Source organism: Waterburya agarophytonicola KI4 (genome assembly GCF_020640915.1).
Lineage (GTDB): Bacteria > Cyanobacteriota > Cyanobacteriia > Cyanobacteriales > Xenococcaceae > Waterburya > Waterburya agarophytonicola.
The window spans coordinates 69766-86269 of record NZ_JADWDC010000014.1 but is presented as its reverse complement, the minus strand read 5'-3'; the positions used below and the strand labels follow the sequence as shown (position 1 = coordinate 86269).

General features: G+C 37.4%; 19 protein-coding genes. 8 read left to right on the top strand and 11 right to left on the bottom strand.

Annotation, left to right across the window (positions count from 1 at the left end; all coding sequences use genetic code 11):
• Positions 1-238: 238 nt before the first annotated feature.
• The 5 genes from psbM to grxC form a co-directional block, all read right to left on the bottom strand.
• Entirely contained in the window at positions 239-349 is a 111-nt protein-coding gene (psbM, locus tag I4641_RS08235; RefSeq protein WP_106238888.1) for a photosystem II reaction center protein PsbM, read from the bottom strand.
• 87 nt (positions 350-436) lie between these two features.
• Positions 437-751 (bottom strand): 2Fe-2S iron-sulfur cluster-binding protein, encoded by a 315-nt coding sequence (locus I4641_RS08230; RefSeq protein WP_229640005.1) that lies wholly within the window; start codon positions 749-751, stop codon positions 437-439.
• 122 nt (positions 752-873) lie between these two features.
• The gene (locus I4641_RS08225) at positions 874-1623 is read right to left on the bottom strand and encodes a 4'-phosphopantetheinyl transferase family protein (protein ID WP_229640004.1); all 750 of its coding nucleotides are present in this window, start codon (positions 1621-1623) and stop codon (positions 874-876) included.
• 26 nt (positions 1624-1649) lie between these two features.
• The gene (gene cpeY, locus I4641_RS08220; RefSeq protein ID WP_229640003.1) at positions 1650-2918 is read right to left on the bottom strand and encodes a C-phycoerythrin alpha-cysteine-82 phycoerythrobilin lyase CpeY; all 1269 of its coding nucleotides are present in this window, start codon (positions 2916-2918) and stop codon (positions 1650-1652) included.
• 26 nt (positions 2919-2944) lie between these two features.
• Positions 2945-3259: a glutaredoxin 3 gene (gene grxC / locus I4641_RS08215; protein WP_229640002.1), complete on the bottom strand. Its 315-nt coding sequence runs from the start codon at positions 3257-3259 to the stop codon at positions 2945-2947.
• Positions 3260-3463: 204 nt separating this feature from the next.
• Here grxC and I4641_RS08210 point away from each other — a divergent pair, with 204 nt between their 5' ends.
• The 4 genes from I4641_RS08210 (at position 3464) to I4641_RS08195 (ending at position 6910) form a co-directional block, all read left to right on the top strand.
• The gene (locus I4641_RS08210; protein ID WP_229640006.1) at positions 3464-4399 is read left to right on the top strand and encodes a LysR family transcriptional regulator; all 936 of its coding nucleotides are present in this window, start codon (positions 3464-3466) and stop codon (positions 4397-4399) included.
• Between the two features lie 88 nt (positions 4400-4487).
• Entirely contained in the window at positions 4488-4868 is a 381-nt protein-coding gene (rbfA, locus tag I4641_RS08205; RefSeq protein WP_229640001.1) for a 30S ribosome-binding factor RbfA, read from the top strand.
• 11 nt (positions 4869-4879) lie between these two features.
• The gene (locus I4641_RS08200) at positions 4880-6472 is read left to right on the top strand and encodes a glycoside hydrolase family 3 N-terminal domain-containing protein (protein ID WP_229640000.1); all 1593 of its coding nucleotides are present in this window, start codon (positions 4880-4882) and stop codon (positions 6470-6472) included.
• Positions 6473-6667: 195 nt separating this feature from the next.
• The gene (locus I4641_RS08195) at positions 6668-6910 is read left to right on the top strand and encodes a DUF4327 family protein (RefSeq protein ID WP_229639999.1); all 243 of its coding nucleotides are present in this window, start codon (positions 6668-6670) and stop codon (positions 6908-6910) included.
• A gap of 105 nt (positions 6911-7015) precedes the next feature.
• Here I4641_RS08195 and I4641_RS08190 read toward each other — a convergent pair whose 3' ends face one another.
• Positions 7016-8275 (bottom strand): pentapeptide repeat-containing protein, encoded by a 1260-nt coding sequence (locus tag I4641_RS08190; RefSeq protein ID WP_229639998.1) that lies wholly within the window; start codon positions 8273-8275, stop codon positions 7016-7018.
• A gap of 415 nt (positions 8276-8690) precedes the next feature.
• On the opposite strand from I4641_RS08190, the gene I4641_RS08185 reads away from it, so the two are divergent.
• Complete coding sequence (locus I4641_RS08185) at positions 8691-9332, top strand: class I SAM-dependent methyltransferase (protein ID WP_229639997.1); 642 nt, start codon at positions 8691-8693, stop codon at positions 9330-9332.
• Positions 9333-9347: 15 nt separating this feature from the next.
• On the opposite strand, the gene I4641_RS08180 is transcribed toward I4641_RS08185, so the two are convergent.
• Entirely contained in the window at positions 9348-9950 is a 603-nt protein-coding gene (locus I4641_RS08180; protein WP_229639996.1) for a ParA family protein, read from the bottom strand.
• 378 nt (positions 9951-10328) lie between these two features.
• Between I4641_RS08180 and I4641_RS08175 the strand changes: the two genes are divergently transcribed.
• On the top strand, positions 10329-12254 hold the full coding sequence (locus tag I4641_RS08175) for a penicillin-binding protein 1A (RefSeq protein WP_229639995.1): 1926 nt from the start codon (positions 10329-10331) through the stop codon (positions 12252-12254).
• A gap of 102 nt (positions 12255-12356) precedes the next feature.
• Here I4641_RS08175 and I4641_RS08170 read toward each other — a convergent pair whose 3' ends face one another.
• Together I4641_RS08170 and I4641_RS08165 are read right to left on the bottom strand one after the other, a co-directional pair.
• The gene (locus I4641_RS08170; protein WP_229639994.1) at positions 12357-12716 is read right to left on the bottom strand and encodes an iron-sulfur cluster assembly accessory protein; all 360 of its coding nucleotides are present in this window, start codon (positions 12714-12716) and stop codon (positions 12357-12359) included.
• Positions 12717-13012: 296 nt separating this feature from the next.
• Positions 13013-13348 carry a hypothetical protein gene (locus tag I4641_RS08165; protein ID WP_229639993.1) on the bottom strand — a complete coding sequence of 112 codons (336 nt, stop codon included), beginning with the start codon at positions 13346-13348 and terminating at the stop codon, positions 13013-13015.
• A 109-nt stretch (positions 13349-13457) separates the two neighbouring features.
• Here I4641_RS08165 and I4641_RS08160 point away from each other — a divergent pair, with 109 nt between their 5' ends.
• Positions 13458-13682 (top strand): hypothetical protein, encoded by a 225-nt coding sequence (locus tag I4641_RS08160; RefSeq protein WP_229639992.1) that lies wholly within the window; start codon positions 13458-13460, stop codon positions 13680-13682.
• A gap of 240 nt (positions 13683-13922) precedes the next feature.
• Positions 13923-14303 (top strand): alr0857 family protein, encoded by a 381-nt coding sequence (locus I4641_RS08155; RefSeq protein ID WP_229639991.1) that lies wholly within the window; start codon positions 13923-13925, stop codon positions 14301-14303.
• Positions 14304-14397: 94 nt separating this feature from the next.
• On the opposite strand, the gene I4641_RS08150 is transcribed toward I4641_RS08155, so the two are convergent.
• Positions 14398-15366: a hypothetical protein gene (locus I4641_RS08150; RefSeq protein WP_229639990.1), complete on the bottom strand. Its 969-nt coding sequence runs from the start codon at positions 15364-15366 to the stop codon at positions 14398-14400.
• Positions 15367-15490: 124 nt separating this feature from the next.
• Complete coding sequence (locus I4641_RS08145; RefSeq protein WP_229639989.1) at positions 15491-16441, bottom strand: glycosyltransferase family 9 protein; 951 nt, start codon at positions 16439-16441, stop codon at positions 15491-15493.
• Positions 16442-16504: the final 63 nt, after the last annotated feature.

Below are 16504 nucleotides of genomic sequence, written 5' to 3'. Positions count from 1 at the left end.
ATGAGTTTCTTTAATTTTATCTTAAAACATACAAATAATTTTGCTTAGGTACTTAAATAGCTTATAAATTGTTTATTGACTGTTTATTGACTAACATCTTATATATACAAAAAGTCGAGCAGAAAGCGATAATGCACTTAACCCAGAAAAGCGACTAGTCCATCTATCGCCAAGGCAGCTGCAAATAATTGCTTTGTAGCTCAACTACAAAAAAAGTTATTTTATTTCTTAGATTATATTAACCTTCTCTTTGGTCTTTATCAGTTTGGATAAAGAGAATGAGTAAGAAGACAGTAGGAACTAAAACAAATAGAATAGTAGCTACAAATCCCAGATCGTTAACTTCCATATAAAAGCAGCTCCTAGGTGGGTGATTTTAAAACAACATTCCTATCTAGGATATCATTACTTAGGAGGATAGCTGCATGGACTAGAGTTATTTCTTCTTAGAAGCTTTTGGTTTAGTAATTACTTTGACCGATCCATTGACTAAAGTTTGACAAGCTAAACGATAATTGTCAGGCTTTTTCTTTAATCTACGTTTTTCAAAATCGGTTTTGGGGGATAAATTGTCCATACCTTCGGCAATTTCAACAACACACGTCGCACACTGACCATAGCCACCACAGTTCCTTAGTTTACCTCCCAGGGTATATATATCGACTCGATTTTGGAGAGCTTTCTCACGTAAATTAGATCCTTGTGCTGCGATCGCTTCTTTATTTTCCTTTACAAAGCTAATAGTCGTCATAGAAACTCTCTTGTTAAATCCTATTTACTATATTATTAAGAAATTATAAGGGATCGTAACATCGATTTTAAACTTTATTATGTTTGTCTATGTTTTGCTTAAGAAAAGTTGGGAAATAGTAGTTATAAATTTCGATTCCAATTCCAAAAGCTAATCTGTTGCTTAGTTAGTTGAGTTTCAATAGCCACAGCCCCTACATAATCATTTGAAGGGATACAAGAATAAATAGACCAATCTTGTACTGCGATGGTATTTCCTTTTATAGCTAATAAACGAAAGTCTTCCTCTCGATCTAGATCAAGATCTACACTAGCTAAAGATCCTGATAATCCGACCCCAACTGCTTTTAGATAGGCTTCTTTAGCTGTCCACAGTTTTAAAAAAACTTTTTCTTGGTGTTCGTCTTTTAAGCTAGCAATTAACTGAAATTCTCTGGGGGAAAAAAAGCGTCGAGCAATTTTTAATGCATCTGGCATTTTTCTTAAATATTCAATATCTACTCCAATTAAATGGTTAGTAGTAAATCCATACAATACATATTCGTGGGAATGAGAGATATTAAACTGTAAGGGATGTGCCATGCTACATTTTTTTAGTTGCGGTTTTCCTCGATCGCCATAGTTAAATACCAAATTTTCGGGGCTTATTCCGAGATAATCACCCAATAAATGTCTTAAAATACTCCTGGCAACGATAAATCTTCTTTTATCTGCTAGAAAACGAAACTTGCTTGCTCTAGCTATTTCATCTTTAGACAAGCAAGTTGCTAACTCTGTAACCAGTTGCTCTGATAAATCTAAATTAGTACGCCAAATGTGAACTAGATTGTCTTGTAGGCTTGGTGAAGAGGGAGGATTTTGCCAAAGGTTCATTTATTGTTTGCTATTGGTTATTACTACTAACTCAATTTGTAGTTAGCTTTAGCTTTAATTAAAAGATTTTGGTCGTTGGCAACTTCTGACCAACAACTTTCTCCCAACTGCTCTAATGCTAAAAGACTGGCGTATTTAAGGTCAAAAATGGGAGTATTTAAAGTTTCTTTCAAAATAGGAATTGCTCGAATCTCGTGAATATTTCCTAAGGCGATAGCTGCTGCGGCACGAGATTTCTGAAACTGAGGCGAATCATTGTGTAGAGCTTCAACTATGAGATCGTAACTAGATTTGTGTTTGAGCAATCCTAATAATTTAACTACATGAAAATGCGCGCCATAGTCATTATGAGCTTCTTCTGCATAAGTCTTCAAAAGAGCCTCAGGTGCTTGGGCTGGATATGTTTCTAGAATGGTTTTTCCTGCCAAATAACAACGTCCAAAGTCAGTATGGTATAACTCTCTAATTAAAAACTCTAAAGACGGTAGTTGGTCATATTCGTGTACCATCTCAATATCTTGAGGGCGATCGCGAATTATTCGATCCAAACTCGACTCAATATCCCCAAAAGTAATCTTTCCCTTACCAATACCTTTGGCTGCTAATAATCTTATTCCGCGCAAACGAAAGGCTATCGAAATTGGAGCTTTGGCGATCGCCGATATAGCGGGATAATATTCAACATCAATTAAATCTTGGATACAAGCACGTCGGGCATTAATATTATCGTTTTGTAAAAACTCTACTACTCGTCCCATTTGGCTATTATCTTCGGTCAGACGAGCCAAAGATGAGATCGCTGCACTAACTACAGATTCTTCGTCATAATTTGTGAAAGGTTTAATTCTGTCAATGGCGGGCTTGTAATCAAAGTTTGCCAGGGTATGAATGATGACGCGATAAGTTTGATTTGGTTTGCCTAACAGATTGGCGATCTCTTCTAGGATAGATTCATCTTCTGTTCCAATTTCCCCGATCGACCATACCGCATTTTCCACCGTCAGAACATCCTCATCTGACAAACAAGCTCTTAATGTGGGTAATGCTCGGACAGCTTTTAAGCGACCCAAACTTTCTAACGCCTTACGCCTGGCTATACGATTTTCTAAAGCAGGATCTCGATCTTCTATGGCTTCAATCAGAGCATTAATCGACCTTTCTGTCGGAAAGTTAATTAGATGTGCCGCACCCACATAACGTTCTGATGTACCATCTTCAGTATTTAAAGGCTTTTTCAATAAAGCGATCGCTTGATCTTCAGTCAGATTGAATATATTAGAAAATCTATTATCCATTACATTTGCAGCTTACATCTAAAAAATTAAGTACTTGGCTGAACTAAAAGAGTATCTAATTCATCCTTAGCATCTAAATTATAAAGATCGTCGCAACCCCCTATATGGCGATCGTTAACAAAAATTTGAGGGACTGTTCTACTACCATTTGCTCTCTGTGCCATATTATTGCGGGCAGTTTCATCTCCATCAATCTTATATTCAGTAAAATTTGCTCCCTTCCACCACAAAAGTAATTTAGCGCGAATACAAAAGGGACAAGTCGCCCAAGTATAAATCTCTATATCAGCTTTGATCCGTTCTGGATGACGTTTGAGGAGAGGATTGAGAAAATCAAACATGATGAAACTATCAATTTAGTTGTTCAACTTTTACTTGCGATCTGATCTACATATCTAAAATAATATTAGGCTAATTTCTAATTTTTAGAGTTTATTTAAGTATCAAATGCATATATATATACCTATATTTTTTTAAAAAAGCATTGATTTATTTATATGATAGTAAAAAGTAAGTTCGATCGAATTAGCCAGGAGCAAAAACTTTTGATTCAAGCAACTCTACATCAACTCAAAGTTTTCGAGACAGTAGCCAGAAACGGTAGTTTCACTCGTGCAGCAGAAGAATTATTAATTACTCAACCAACAGTCTCTAGTCAAGTCAAACAGTTGACCAAAGCTATAGGATTGCCTTTATTCGAGCAAATAGGCAAGAGTCTCTATTTAACGGATGCAGGAAAAGAATTGCTAGTTACTTGTCAAGATATTTTTGAGAAATTGAATAATTTTGAAATCAAGGTAGCAGACTTGAAAGGTACTAAACAAGGACAGTTAAATTTAGCTGTTATTACTACTGCCAAATATTTTGTCCCCAGACTACTAGGCTCATTTTGCCAGCATTACCCAGGTATTGATGTTGCTCTCAAAGTGACCAATCATCGAGAAATTCAGCAGCGAATGTCAGACAATAAAGACGATCTATATGTAGTGAGCAATCCTCATAAAGATATAGATCTTAAAAGCCAAGCATTTTTAAATAATCCTTTGGTGGTAGTAGCGAAAAAGGAACATCCCTTGGCAGGAAAAAAGAATTTAGACATCCAAGAATTAAACAATTGCCCGTTTATCATGAGAGAACAAGGATCGGGTACTAGAGATGCCATCCTAGAGCTTTTTGAGCAGCATAATATTTCAGTTAAAGTAAAACTAGAACTAGGTAGTAATGAAGCGATTAAACAAGCAATATCAGGAGGATTGGGGATATCTATCCTCTCAGAACACTGCCTTATTTCCGAAAGAGTGTCGGGAGAACTCACTGTTCTTGATTTTCAACACTTTCCCATTAAACGGCGTTGGTTTGTATGTCGCCTAGCAGGAAAGAAACTATCGGTGATTGCAGAAACATTTTTAGAATATTTATTGGAAGAAAGCCCAAAAATGTCTTTTCCCGAATCTAGTATTCTGGCTCGTTTGGCGAAATAAAAAATTAAATAAGAAAAACAATACAATTAATGATGATGTAATTGCAGGATGGAGTTACATCACCCACAGTTATCAAAATAAAAATATTATGGCTAATAGTCGTCGCGTGGCTCGCGTAGCTGCTTTAATCAAGCGGGAAGTAAGTCAAATGTTGCTTAGTGAAATAAAAGACGATCGCGTTGGTGCGGGAATGGTAAGCGTTACTGACGTTGATGTGTCGGGAGATTTACAACACGCTAAAATTTTTGTCAGCGTATATGGGACAGAAGAAGCCAAAGAAGAAACTATGGAAGGGTTAGATTCTTCGGTTCATTATGTCCGCAAAGAATTGGGTAGTAGAATGCAGCTACGTCGTACCCCAACAGTACAGTTTATTGAAGATCGCTCTTTAGAAAGAGGAGATGGAATGCTCAATCTTCTCAATAAAATCAGTGAGGAAAGACAAAATAAGCCAGAAATAGTAGAGTAATTGAATAATTAATGAGCAAAGATTGGCACAGTTTATCTTTAAAAGAGCAAATCGCCCAAATGATTGTTGTTCGGGCATCTGGCTATTTATTCGACCATCAAATTCGCTACCCTGCTTGGGAGGCTTCTAATGCTCAACTGCAACAATGGCTACAAGAATTAAACCTGGGGGGGGTGATTCTTTTAGGAGGAAGTAGCATTGAATTACAAAAGCGATGTGGGCAACTTCAATCTTGGGCAAACATACCTTTGTTGATCGCAGCAGATATTGAAGAAGGAATCGGACAGCGTTTTCCTGGGGGTACTTGGTTTCCACCACCAATGGCATTGGGTGCAATCTATCAACAAGATTCTCAGTTAGCCCTAAAATATGCGGCGAAGATGGGTAGAATAACCGCGCAAGAAGCGATCGCCATAGGAATTAATTGGATACTTGCTCCCGTGGTGGATGTCAATAACAACCCTGATAATCCTGTCATTAATATTCGAGCGTTTGGAGAATCTCCTCAAGTTGTTTCTGCTTTAAGTGGGGCATTTATTCAAGGGGCAAAGTCTTATCCCGTTTTAACTACTGCCAAGCATTTCCCGGGACATGGAGACACAGCTACCGACTCTCATTTAGAATTGCCATCCTTACCCCATGATGATGCTCGATTAGCCCGAATAGAATTACCTCCTTTCCAAAAAGCGATCGCCTCTGGAGTAGACAGCGTGATGACTGCCCATCTCTCTATACCTGCTTGGGATCGAGATAAACCTGCTACTATTTCAACGGAGATCGTTAGGGGAAAATTAAGACAGGAGTTGGGTTTTTCTGGCTTAGTCGTGACTGATGCTTTAATTATGGGAGGCATTACCCAGTACGCATCCCCTGAAGAAATAGCTGTCATGGCAGTAGAAGCGGGTAGCGATATTTTATTAATGCCTGACGATCCAGAAGTTGCGATCAGATCAATCTATGATGCAGTTAAGTCGGGATGTATCAACCGAGAGCAGATCGAACAATCTTGGGAACGCATTTGGCAAGCCAAACAGAAAGTGTTAGACGAATCTAATACTATTCCAGAGATATCTGCCCCCCAATCTAGGTTAACAGTTAAATCGATTTTACAAGATTCATTACAAACCGCTAATCTCCCTCTAATTTCTGCCAATAAAAGTGAGTCTCGCAACTTAATTATTGTAGATGACATCTTAAATGCAGGTTATTTAGATATAAACACTCCTGCGATCGCCATTCCTCAACAGCTTGGCTATCAAAGACAAATAGTAGACAGCAGCACCCTCGACTGTATCTTGCTCGATTCTCGCCCCACTTTGTTACAGATATTTATCCGAGGCAATCCTTTTCGAGGGAATGCGGGTTTAAACTCTAATACCAGACAGATTTATCAACAGTTGGCAACTAAAAACCAAATAGAAGGAATAGTAATTTACGGTAGTCCTTATGTATTGTCGTGGTTCGAGGATTTTATTGATAACAAACTACCTTTAGTATTTAGTTACGGGCAAATGGAACAAGCTCAAGCGATCGCTTTAAAAGCTCTATATAATCTTGACTCTGAGGCATTTAAGTCCAATTTTCAACAAAACTTTGGTTTCTAAATAGCTCTAGTTATTAAAAATAATTAGTATTTATTAAGTTAACATTAACGTCGCTATTTGATTTTCTTATACTACAATTATTTTGTTATTTTAGATACAGCAAGAATAAGATTTTGTTAGTTAATCATCTTCGAGATAGTTTATAGTGGTATCAAGAGAATTAATTTTAAACTACTAAATATACGGTGATAAAACATGACTGCTGCTACTGCATCCCCCTGCGTTTCTACTAGATATTCCATTGACACCTTAAGAGACGAAGCACGACAACTAATCGAAACAGGTTTGATTAGCCGTCAGCAATCAATATATACTCTCTGCAAATATATTCCTGCTCGTGAATGGGTGACAATCGAGTGTGAATTGGAAAGATGTGACTACTTATTACGCGATCCTATTGGGGATTTAATTTCTAGTGACAGTTGGGAAAACGACTAAATAATAACTGTTACCCATACAAACAAAGTCATTAAGAAGGGTTGGATCTGATATTTATAATGAAAGGAGATCTAACCCTTCCTGGTTTAACTGATTGAATAATAATTAATTAATAGGAATTAACTTTTCTACTTTATCTTTCCAAGGCTGCAACTTTTGTAACAAATCCTGCCAAGAAATATTCGGATTTTGAGTTAATACAACATAAGATACTGCGATCGCCGAAGTAATTAATCCTGCCAATACTAAACCAAATATATTTGTTTTAGTATTGGGTTTGGTTTGAGGGCTATCGACTAAAGCTGCTTGACTTGGATCAAGAGTCGCTACAGTTTGTATGGTCGTAGGTTTTTCTTGTACCATTACACTTGTCTGGATCGGTTTAACCGCTACAGGTAATTGAGTATCTCGACCGATAACTGACTTTAATTTAGCCCCTCTAAGATTAGCTTGATTGAGATCCACACCACTGACATTTGCTCCTGCTAAATCCGTATTAGTCAAATTAGCTAAATCCAAATTGCTTTGACTTAAGTTGGCATTACTCAAATTAGCATGACTTAAATTAGCTTCTGCAAAATTAACTCCTTGAAGATTGGCATTGCTAAGATCTATGCCACTAAGATTCTTTTTCGCCGCACCACGATTAACAATTTCCCATACAGAATGCCATTTAAGGTCAATCATGGTCTTGTGACTAAATTTAGCCCTTTTCAAAACAGCAAATTTGAGGTCGGCATCTTTAAAATATGTTCCACAACATAATGCACCACTAAGATAAGCTTTAGTTAAATTAGCTTGACTGAAATAAGCATTTCTCAAATCGGCATTTTGTAAATTAGCTCCTGTCAAGTCTGCTTTAAAAAGATAAGCATTATTGAGATTAGCACTATTAAGATTGGCATTCTCTAGTTTGGCATGACTTAAATCAACCTTGCTCAATTCAGCGCGAAATAAATTAGAATTTCTTAAATCTGCACCATTAAAACTTTTATCTTGAGTTTTATTATTAACAATTTCCCATACGTTACGGTTTTTAGCAGCAATTATAGTTTTAGCATTAAGTTTGGCTTGAGAAAAAATAACATAATCTAAATTAGCTGCTTTTAAATTAGCATCTTTTAAGTCTGCTGCTAAAAAATTTGCACCTACCAAATCAGCATTAACTAATTGAGCTTTGGTTAAATCTGCATGACTTAGATTAGCCCCTCTTAAATTTGCTCTTTGTAAGTTAATACCACTTAAGTTAAAACCGCTTAGATTTATTGTAGCTAAGTCAGGAATTACTCGTTTATTCTTCTTGTACCATTCATTCCAAACGTCTACTCCTTGCTTGATTAATGCTAAATGTTCTTGGTTTGCCATTTTAGAGAATTCCTGAACTCTACTATCGTTTTTAACGAGGGATATCGCCTTACCTCAAAATGTTTGCTTTAAGCCAACGGGAACAGGGTAAAAAAGCAATATTTACAGATACAGACGAGTCTTAGATGCTAGCGATTATAAATAATAAAACCAATAATTAAACCCAAATTTATTAAGTTTGTGGCTAATAACTATTAACTGTTTATATCTCGATCGGGTAACATTTTTCTTCAATGGGATATTGCCAAGTAAACTGATTGATTAACTGATAATAAGACTCTTAAATCTCAAAAATGTTCCGTAGTATGACACCTTTCCATTTGACACAATATGCTGTGGCTAAATTAGCTTTTATTTCAGAAAAAACGTTACAATTCAACATAATTCATCTCAATAATAAAGTACTTTTTTGAATATGCTACGCCCAGAACAGAGAAGCAAATTGGACGATGCCAACGATCTCAATTTTTACGAATTGCCCCGCTTTGTTACTCATGTTGATGATGGATTTATAGATCGCCTGACTAATCTTTATCGAGAAAAATTAGAACCCAATAGCCGTATTTTAGACCTGATGAGTAGTTGGGTATCTCATCTACCCAAAGACCTAAAATTTTCTCACGTAGAAGGTCATGGAATGAATCAAGAGGAATTAGCCAAAAATCCCCAGTTAGATCGTTATTTTCTGCAAAATTTGAATCAGCAACCAAAACTTCCCTTAGAAGATAATAATTTTGATGCAGTCTTAATTACGGTTTCGATACAATACCTACAATATCCCGAGGCAGTTTTATCAGAAATATATCGAATTCTCAAACCAAATGGGATAGTAATTATCAGCTTTTCCAATCGCATGTTTTATCAAAAAGCGATCGCAGCTTGGCGAGATGGAACTGATCGAGATCGCATAAACTTAGTACGCAAATATTTTCATTCTGTTGACGGTTTTACCGAACCAGAAGTAATAATTCAACAATCAACTTTACCTCCTTTGCTACAGATGATGGGAATAGGAGGAGGCGATCCTTTTTATGCTGTAATCGCCCACAAAGCCTAACAAATATTACAAATATTAATTATCAGTCATAGTGGCAACGATTTCTTTGCCCACAGCCTTGTATCTATTCCAGCCGATCTTTGCTCGACGATCTGGAAAATCTTTCACAATAACACCGCGACTGGGAGATCTCTGAAATGCTACTAAAAGGGGAATTTCCTCCTTAAACAGGGGTAATTTTGCCTCTTCCAAAAATTGTCTGGCATCTCGACCATTTTTTGTCCGAGAATCCACCTTCGTCAACAGAATTTTATAGTTGGCATCTAAAGTCTTGAGTAACTCGACTGCCTTAATAGTAGTATCAAGATCTAAATGATTGGGAGTAGTGGGTAAGATCAACAAATCACTGCCCCCAGCCAAATCTTCCAATTCTTCAGGTTCGGGTCTTGCCTGAGTATCGATAATAATGCGATCGAACTTTTTGATCAGACCAGGCGCACCTGCTTGAGATGCCACGTAAAAAGGCAACTTGTCTTCTTTAGACCAAACCAATGCAGAACGATTTTTGTCAGCATCAATCAATAGTGTTGGTGCGAGAGTTTGAAAATATGCAGCTAAATGAACTGCCGTGGTAGTTTTACCTACCCCTCCTTTCAATGCAGTAATTGCGATAATCATTGGCTAAAGGATGCAATAGTTTATTTGAGTAGTAGTTTACCTAGAAGCGCGTCCGACTAAGCTAGATCCTGCAATACCTTGTAAATATATAACTTTTTTGTTACATTAATTTACATAAATTCAAATGTTACCTGTTTCCGTCACTCATTTACCAAATTTGTAGCAAGAAACTGGTCAACATTGATTTCTCCTGAATTAATATTCCTCGGTTAGTCAGCCGAGGTTTTTTTTGCCAATTAAAGCTAAGCCATTATCCAGTGGGTATTGCTACAATTATCGATCTAACTCAACATTGTGCTAGTTGGCTTGACTTTCTACTGACTTAGCCTATTATTCAAACCATTGTTTGTAATGCTCTTAGGAGGGATTTAAAACACCGTGTCTTCTGAAATCATGCTACAAAAACCAGAACCTCAAAACACCAAAGCGATCGCCAAATCATTTTTGTCTGGTGTAGTCAAAGCTACGGGAGGTACTGTGTTAGGCATTACAATGATTGCCAGTGCCGTTGCTGCTGGTGGTTTAGTTGGTTTAGCCTTTAGTTTTCGCAATCTTCCTGATGTGAGGGTGCTGCGTAATTATGTCCCTGCCGAAACCAGCTATGTTTACGATATCAAAGGTAGGCTTCTCACCAGCTTGCATGGAGAAGCTAACCGAGAACTTGCTACCTTAGAGCAGATGTCACCTCATCTTAAGCTAGCAGTAGTCGCGATCGAAGATAGTAACTTTTATCGTCATGATGGATTAAATCCCTATAGTATTGCGCGTGCTGCTTTAGCCAACTACAAACAAGGTGGAGTCTCAGAAGGCGCATCTACTTTAACGATGCAATTGGTTAAAAATCTGTTTTTGACCCGCGAACGTACTTTCAGTCGTAAATTAGCCGAGGCAATTCTGGCAATTCGAGTCGAACAAGTTTTTTCCAAAGAAGAAATTTTAGAAATGTACCTCAATAACATCTATTGGGGTCACAACAACTATGGCGTGCAAACTGCTGCTGAAAGTTATTTTAATAAAAGTGCAGACGAGTTAAATCTAGCTGAAGCTGCCGTACTAGCTGGTTTAATTCAAGCACCAGAACAATATAGTCCATTTTTAAACTATGGCAATACTAAAGCTAGACAGGCACAAGTCTTAGCTCGAATGCGTACCCTAAATTGGATTACCCCAGAAGAAGAACAACAAGCCCTACAAGCAAAACTTTTAGTTGGCAAACCAACAGCATGGCGTAAGAGTAAATCTCCTTTTATTACTGAAGCTGTTACCAGAGAATTAGAAGAACGTTTTGGACAAGAGAAAGTTCGTCAAGGGGGTATTAGGGTTCAGACAACCATTGATATGGAATTTCAAAAGATGGCAGAGGAATCTGTCCAAGATAGTCATAATATGCTCCGACGTTGGGGTTTAAGAGCCGATCAGATTGCATTAGCAGCAGTAGATCCTCGTACTCATTTTGTCAAAGCATTAGTAGGAGGAGTTGACTATAAATCTAGTCAATTTAATCGTGCGGTTCAATCTCGCAGACAACCAGGATCTTCTTTCAAACCATTTGTTTACTACGCTGCTTTAGCCAGTGGTAAATATAGCCCAGGAACGACAATTAACGATGCACCTGTCAGCTATCCTGTTCCAGGAGGAATTTATAAACCGCAAAATTATGGCGGGAAAGAAGATTTTGCAGGAATCATATCTCTTTCTAAAGCTCTCAGTCAATCTCGTAATATTCCTGCGGTTAAGTTGGGCAAACAAGTAGGATTGGAGAAAGTAATCGAGATCTGCCGTCAATTGGGTATAAAAAGCCCAATGCAGCCTGTTATATCCCTACCCCTGGGTTCTATTGGAGTAACTCCTTTAGAAATGGCTGGAGCTTTTGCAACCTTTGCTAATAATGGTTGGCAATCTGACACTACTGTTATTTTGCAGGTTACTGACAGTAAAGGCAACATACTATTAGACAACACTCCTCAACCTAAAAAGATTCTCGACCCTTGGGCGACTGCTAATTTAACTACTATGCTAAAAGGCGTATTAGAGCCTGGAGGAACGGGTAACAAAGCTAATATCGGTCGTCCAGCAGCAGGAAAAACGGGAACGACTTCTTCCGAACGAGATGTCTGGTTTGTGGGTTATGTCCCCCAACTAGCTACGGCAGTTTGGGTAGGTAATGATAATTATCAAAGTATGGGTAAAGGGATCACAGGGGGAGATTATGCTGCTCCTGTATGGCGTTCTTTTATGTTGAAGGCATTGCAAAACGAACCTGTAAAATATTTTCCCGCAGCTTCTAAGTTTCCTAGACCATAGGATATTTGTTTAATTTGGCAGCTTTCTAATGACAAAAGACAGACTGAATATATCCAGTCTGTCCAAGAAAATATTTAATTAAACCGATATATCTATCTGCTTCTATACGCCAAATGATTTACCACAGCCACAAGTTTGAGCAGCATTGGGGTTGGTAAAATCAAATCCACCGCCTATCATAGCGTTGTTATAGTCTAAGACTAAGCCATAAAGATATAAAAGGCTTTTTGGATCGCAAACAATTCTAAATCCGTCATAATCAAAAACTTCATCGGTATCTTGAATTTTATTCGGTTCTTCAAAGTCCATCATGTAAGACATTCCAGAACAACCTCCCTGACGAACCCCAACACGAAGGCAAAGCTCTCGATCCCCTTGTTGCTCTTGCAGCATTTTGATGTGCTTGAAAGCTGTAGGGGTAAGTTGAATACCTCTTTCGATAGTTTGAGTAGCTTCTGTCATCTTGTCCGATCGCTCCTTCTAAATTTAAGCTAGATTAGTAAAATATGTGACTGTATACTATTGCCAAAAATTTACTATAGGATTTATATACTTTTCATTTTAAATTCTTTTACTGCAAACTACTCTAAAAACAATTAACTCGGTAATAAATATTTGATAAATTATATGTCTTAAATAATATCCCAGAGGTTAAGGATAGTTTCTTGACGGAGAACCAAGAAATTGGAGCAACCATATATATAAATAAGAATATAGAAAAACTCTTAACTTCTTAGTTCCCCTAAGCATCGAAGATACTATTCAGTTACGCTATTAACGCTTAAAGGTACTAAATCTCCGTAGATGGTAAATCCAAGAAGCATTGGTTCGTTTTCTTGGATGAGCTTACCAGTGAGGGCGCAGCTTTCATCTTTGCGAGCAGTTGCTTCAACAGTAGCGCGAATATCAGAGCGAGCGAACTGGGGACGATAGTCACCAGACTTTTGATGAACGTAGTTCCAAAGAATGTCTCGAATTAAAGCCTGATAGCCTTGATTGCCAGATAATTCTTTTAGCTTGTCTTTAAGACTGCGTTCCAGACGAATGCTGGTAACTTCCATTTCAGTTGTAGATGTGCGAGTTAGGGTTCGCATTTTTTTTCCTCTAGATACTAGACATATACGGTAATATAAGTGTAGTATTAAAAGTGCAGTTTGAAAAGGCTTTCCGAGAAATTTAATGTTGTTTTTATCACTTTTACCGTTGACATCCAATATAGCGCGCCCAGATATATGTTTGTGGGTAGTGTTCGGTCAAGAGTGTTTATTTTTCCAGGATAGCAACGAAATAGCATATTTACCAGAAATCAAACATATCAAAGCTTGTAATTCCCAAGATGTCAAGGGTTGGAGAACATGGCTAGATAGTTATCTATCGGAACAGAAACCAAATAGTAGGGGAAATAAGTGGAAGATAAGCATCTTATAAACAAGTATTTATCTTAACAAAAATTAACTTAACCCTGCTCAAAAATTTTAACTAGCAGGGTTTTTTATTGTCTGTTTTTGTTGGTCGCTGGGTTCAGAAAACAGTTCATAGGTGATTTATATCAATGCCAATCCACAAGAAATAGGAAACATTTAGTTATGGAGCTATTTAAACAAAGAAAACAGAGTCTCTAAGACTTTTTGTTTTAAGGACTTTCATTTTGAAGGAGAGAAGAATATCGTGTTAAAAATCACTTATTTAGAAGACGGAATTTATTTAGAATATTTACAAGAATCAGTTGACTCATGGAAAGCAGCCAGGGTCTTAGTTAGTTTGCGCGCTGGCGTCAGCATTTATACTGAATCGAGTACTGCTTGTTTGGCGCTTCCTGCTTATACTCCCTATTTAGCGAGTTTGGTAGAATTACAAGAAAGAGAACTAATCGAAGTTACTCCTTGTGATGAAGAGTATTTAGAGGTTTCTTTGTCTGGTACTTGGGTCGCCCAGAGCGAAGATAGTGAAGAAGGAGTCTTTGTCTGCCAATTGAACCACAGTAGTGAATATTTATTGTATCAGCTATGGCAGGAGTCTCAAATTAGTACTTCTGTCATGACTGAATAATAATTAGGTGGCAGTTGATTAGATCGAGTTGTCCAAAAGATTAGCCACCTCATTATTGCCAAACAACAGGCGATTGATAATTCTTAAACAAGAATTAAACATCAAAATTTTTATTTAAGCAGAAGAAATCTACCAATTCTGCCAGGCTAGTATTATCCTCCGTGGGTACTCTGGCTTGAATTTTATGAATATTTTCTTTATCTAAGTAAATGAAAACTCGTTCTCGTAAAATTTGACGAGCTTGAGGAGCAAATCCTGCAATTTCCAATTCAAATCTAGCTTGTCTTTCTCTTGCCAAGTTAACTATGAATCGAGCCATATTAAGCAGTCTCAATCTAGTTGATTCATTAACCGATGAACTTGAAAGATCGCAATTTAAGATTAAGTCTTTGAGATCTAGATTATCTTCTAAAAAAACTAAAATGCCTTCTTTGATATATTGTTCGACACCTTCTATTCCTAGTGTACCTAGATCTGCCAAGGCAATAATTCTGCCGACGATAGAATTTTTAGCTTGAGAATCATAGAGGTAGGGTTGATAAATTGAGTAGGGAGAAAAGCTATAAGCTGTTTTGCCAGCTTGGGGATCGCGATCGCAAATAGTAGCTAGAATGGCATCTTTAATAGTTGCTATATCCCAGTCAGTGAATAAAATATCAGAATCAAGCTGCCGATCTAATAATGCTTGATTGAGATTGTTAATATATTCAATTAATTTATTAGCCGTGGCAATTTCACTAATTCCAGCGATTCGCTTGCGAGGTATTTTAATTTCTGGAGACAAGGAAAACTGCTGCACCATATCATGAGCTATGGCAGACAAACCGATTAAATATTCTAAGCGATTTAATTCAATTAAAAGCTGACTAGTTGATAAAGTGGGTTTGATCGCTTTAAAAATGATATTAGCTCGACGTTTAACAGCTAAAGCATGATCTATAGTGTGATAGTAAAGTTGCTTTTCTTTGGTTTCTCGGATAATTTCTCCCTTGACAAAGTTCTCAACTAACTGAACTGTTTCAGCAAAGGAACTTGGTTCGGTTTCCCAACTGTCTTGTATCATAGGCGTTCGTGAGGTTGGCTAGTAAATAGATTGACGCGAAGATTTAGGAGCTATCAGAGCAGAAACGATCAATTACTGATTATTTTCATGCTCCTTGCTCCTTGTTCTTGGTTTTTCTTGTTCTTTATTTCTCTTGCCACATTTTTTGAATAATTGTTTCTGGTGCAATATCAGCTAAGTTATCAGTTGTCGATAAAATACCAGTACAATTTTCTTCACGAGCAGAAATAACGTTACTGTCTTGATCGCTTAACAAAGCAAAACTATAGGTTTTAGTCGCTATAGCAAGTTGCAAAGGCGTGCCGTTGTTAGACAAAATCAAGTTAGCACCTGCAACAATACCTGCCATTTTGCCCACATCAGGAGGAGCGATCGCTTTAAGATTATTGTTAGCTGAAATCATGGATGTGACCCATTCGCGATTGGTGCTAGTTTGCAACAAAAGAATAGATAATCCTGTTTGTCTGCGGTTTAGATCGTCAATAATTTTCTGCCAACTTTTGATGGGATAAACACTATTACCTGACTCGATAGAAGGATTGTCACAAAAAATTATGTATCCAGTATCTTTGACAGATAGTCGTTGCTGTTCCGATTCTGCCCAACTAATATCTTCTGTGGGGACATTAATTGTCATGGGGGGACAAGGAGTTTGAATGCCAAATCCTGTCACCAAATCGTGGTACATTTCGGCAGTATATTGCTCTGGTTTGCGAGGAACAGATTTGGATAAATATAGAGCAGAATCATCTTGATAACCTATTCTAGTGGGTATCCCATTGAGCCACAATAGCAATTTAATGCGCCAAGTCGTTTTGAGACTAATTACCGCATCATATTCGCGATCGCGTATTATTCCTAACAAGTTAAGATAATCGGCAAAACTATTGCGATCTTGAAAATCGAACACTAAAACTTCATCAACATTTTTGCAAACTCGATAAGCTTTTTTCGATCTTGGTTCTACTAATACATCTATTGCAGCTTGGGGATACTGCTGTTGAAGAGTTTCCAGAGTAGGAAAAAATAGGAGTTGGTTGTCAATTCCGCCAGGGATGAGAGCCAGTATACGCATTAGGGATGAAGAAGATATAGTCCTTTGTTTTATCTGAGGTCAATTTTAGTAGATGATAGAGCT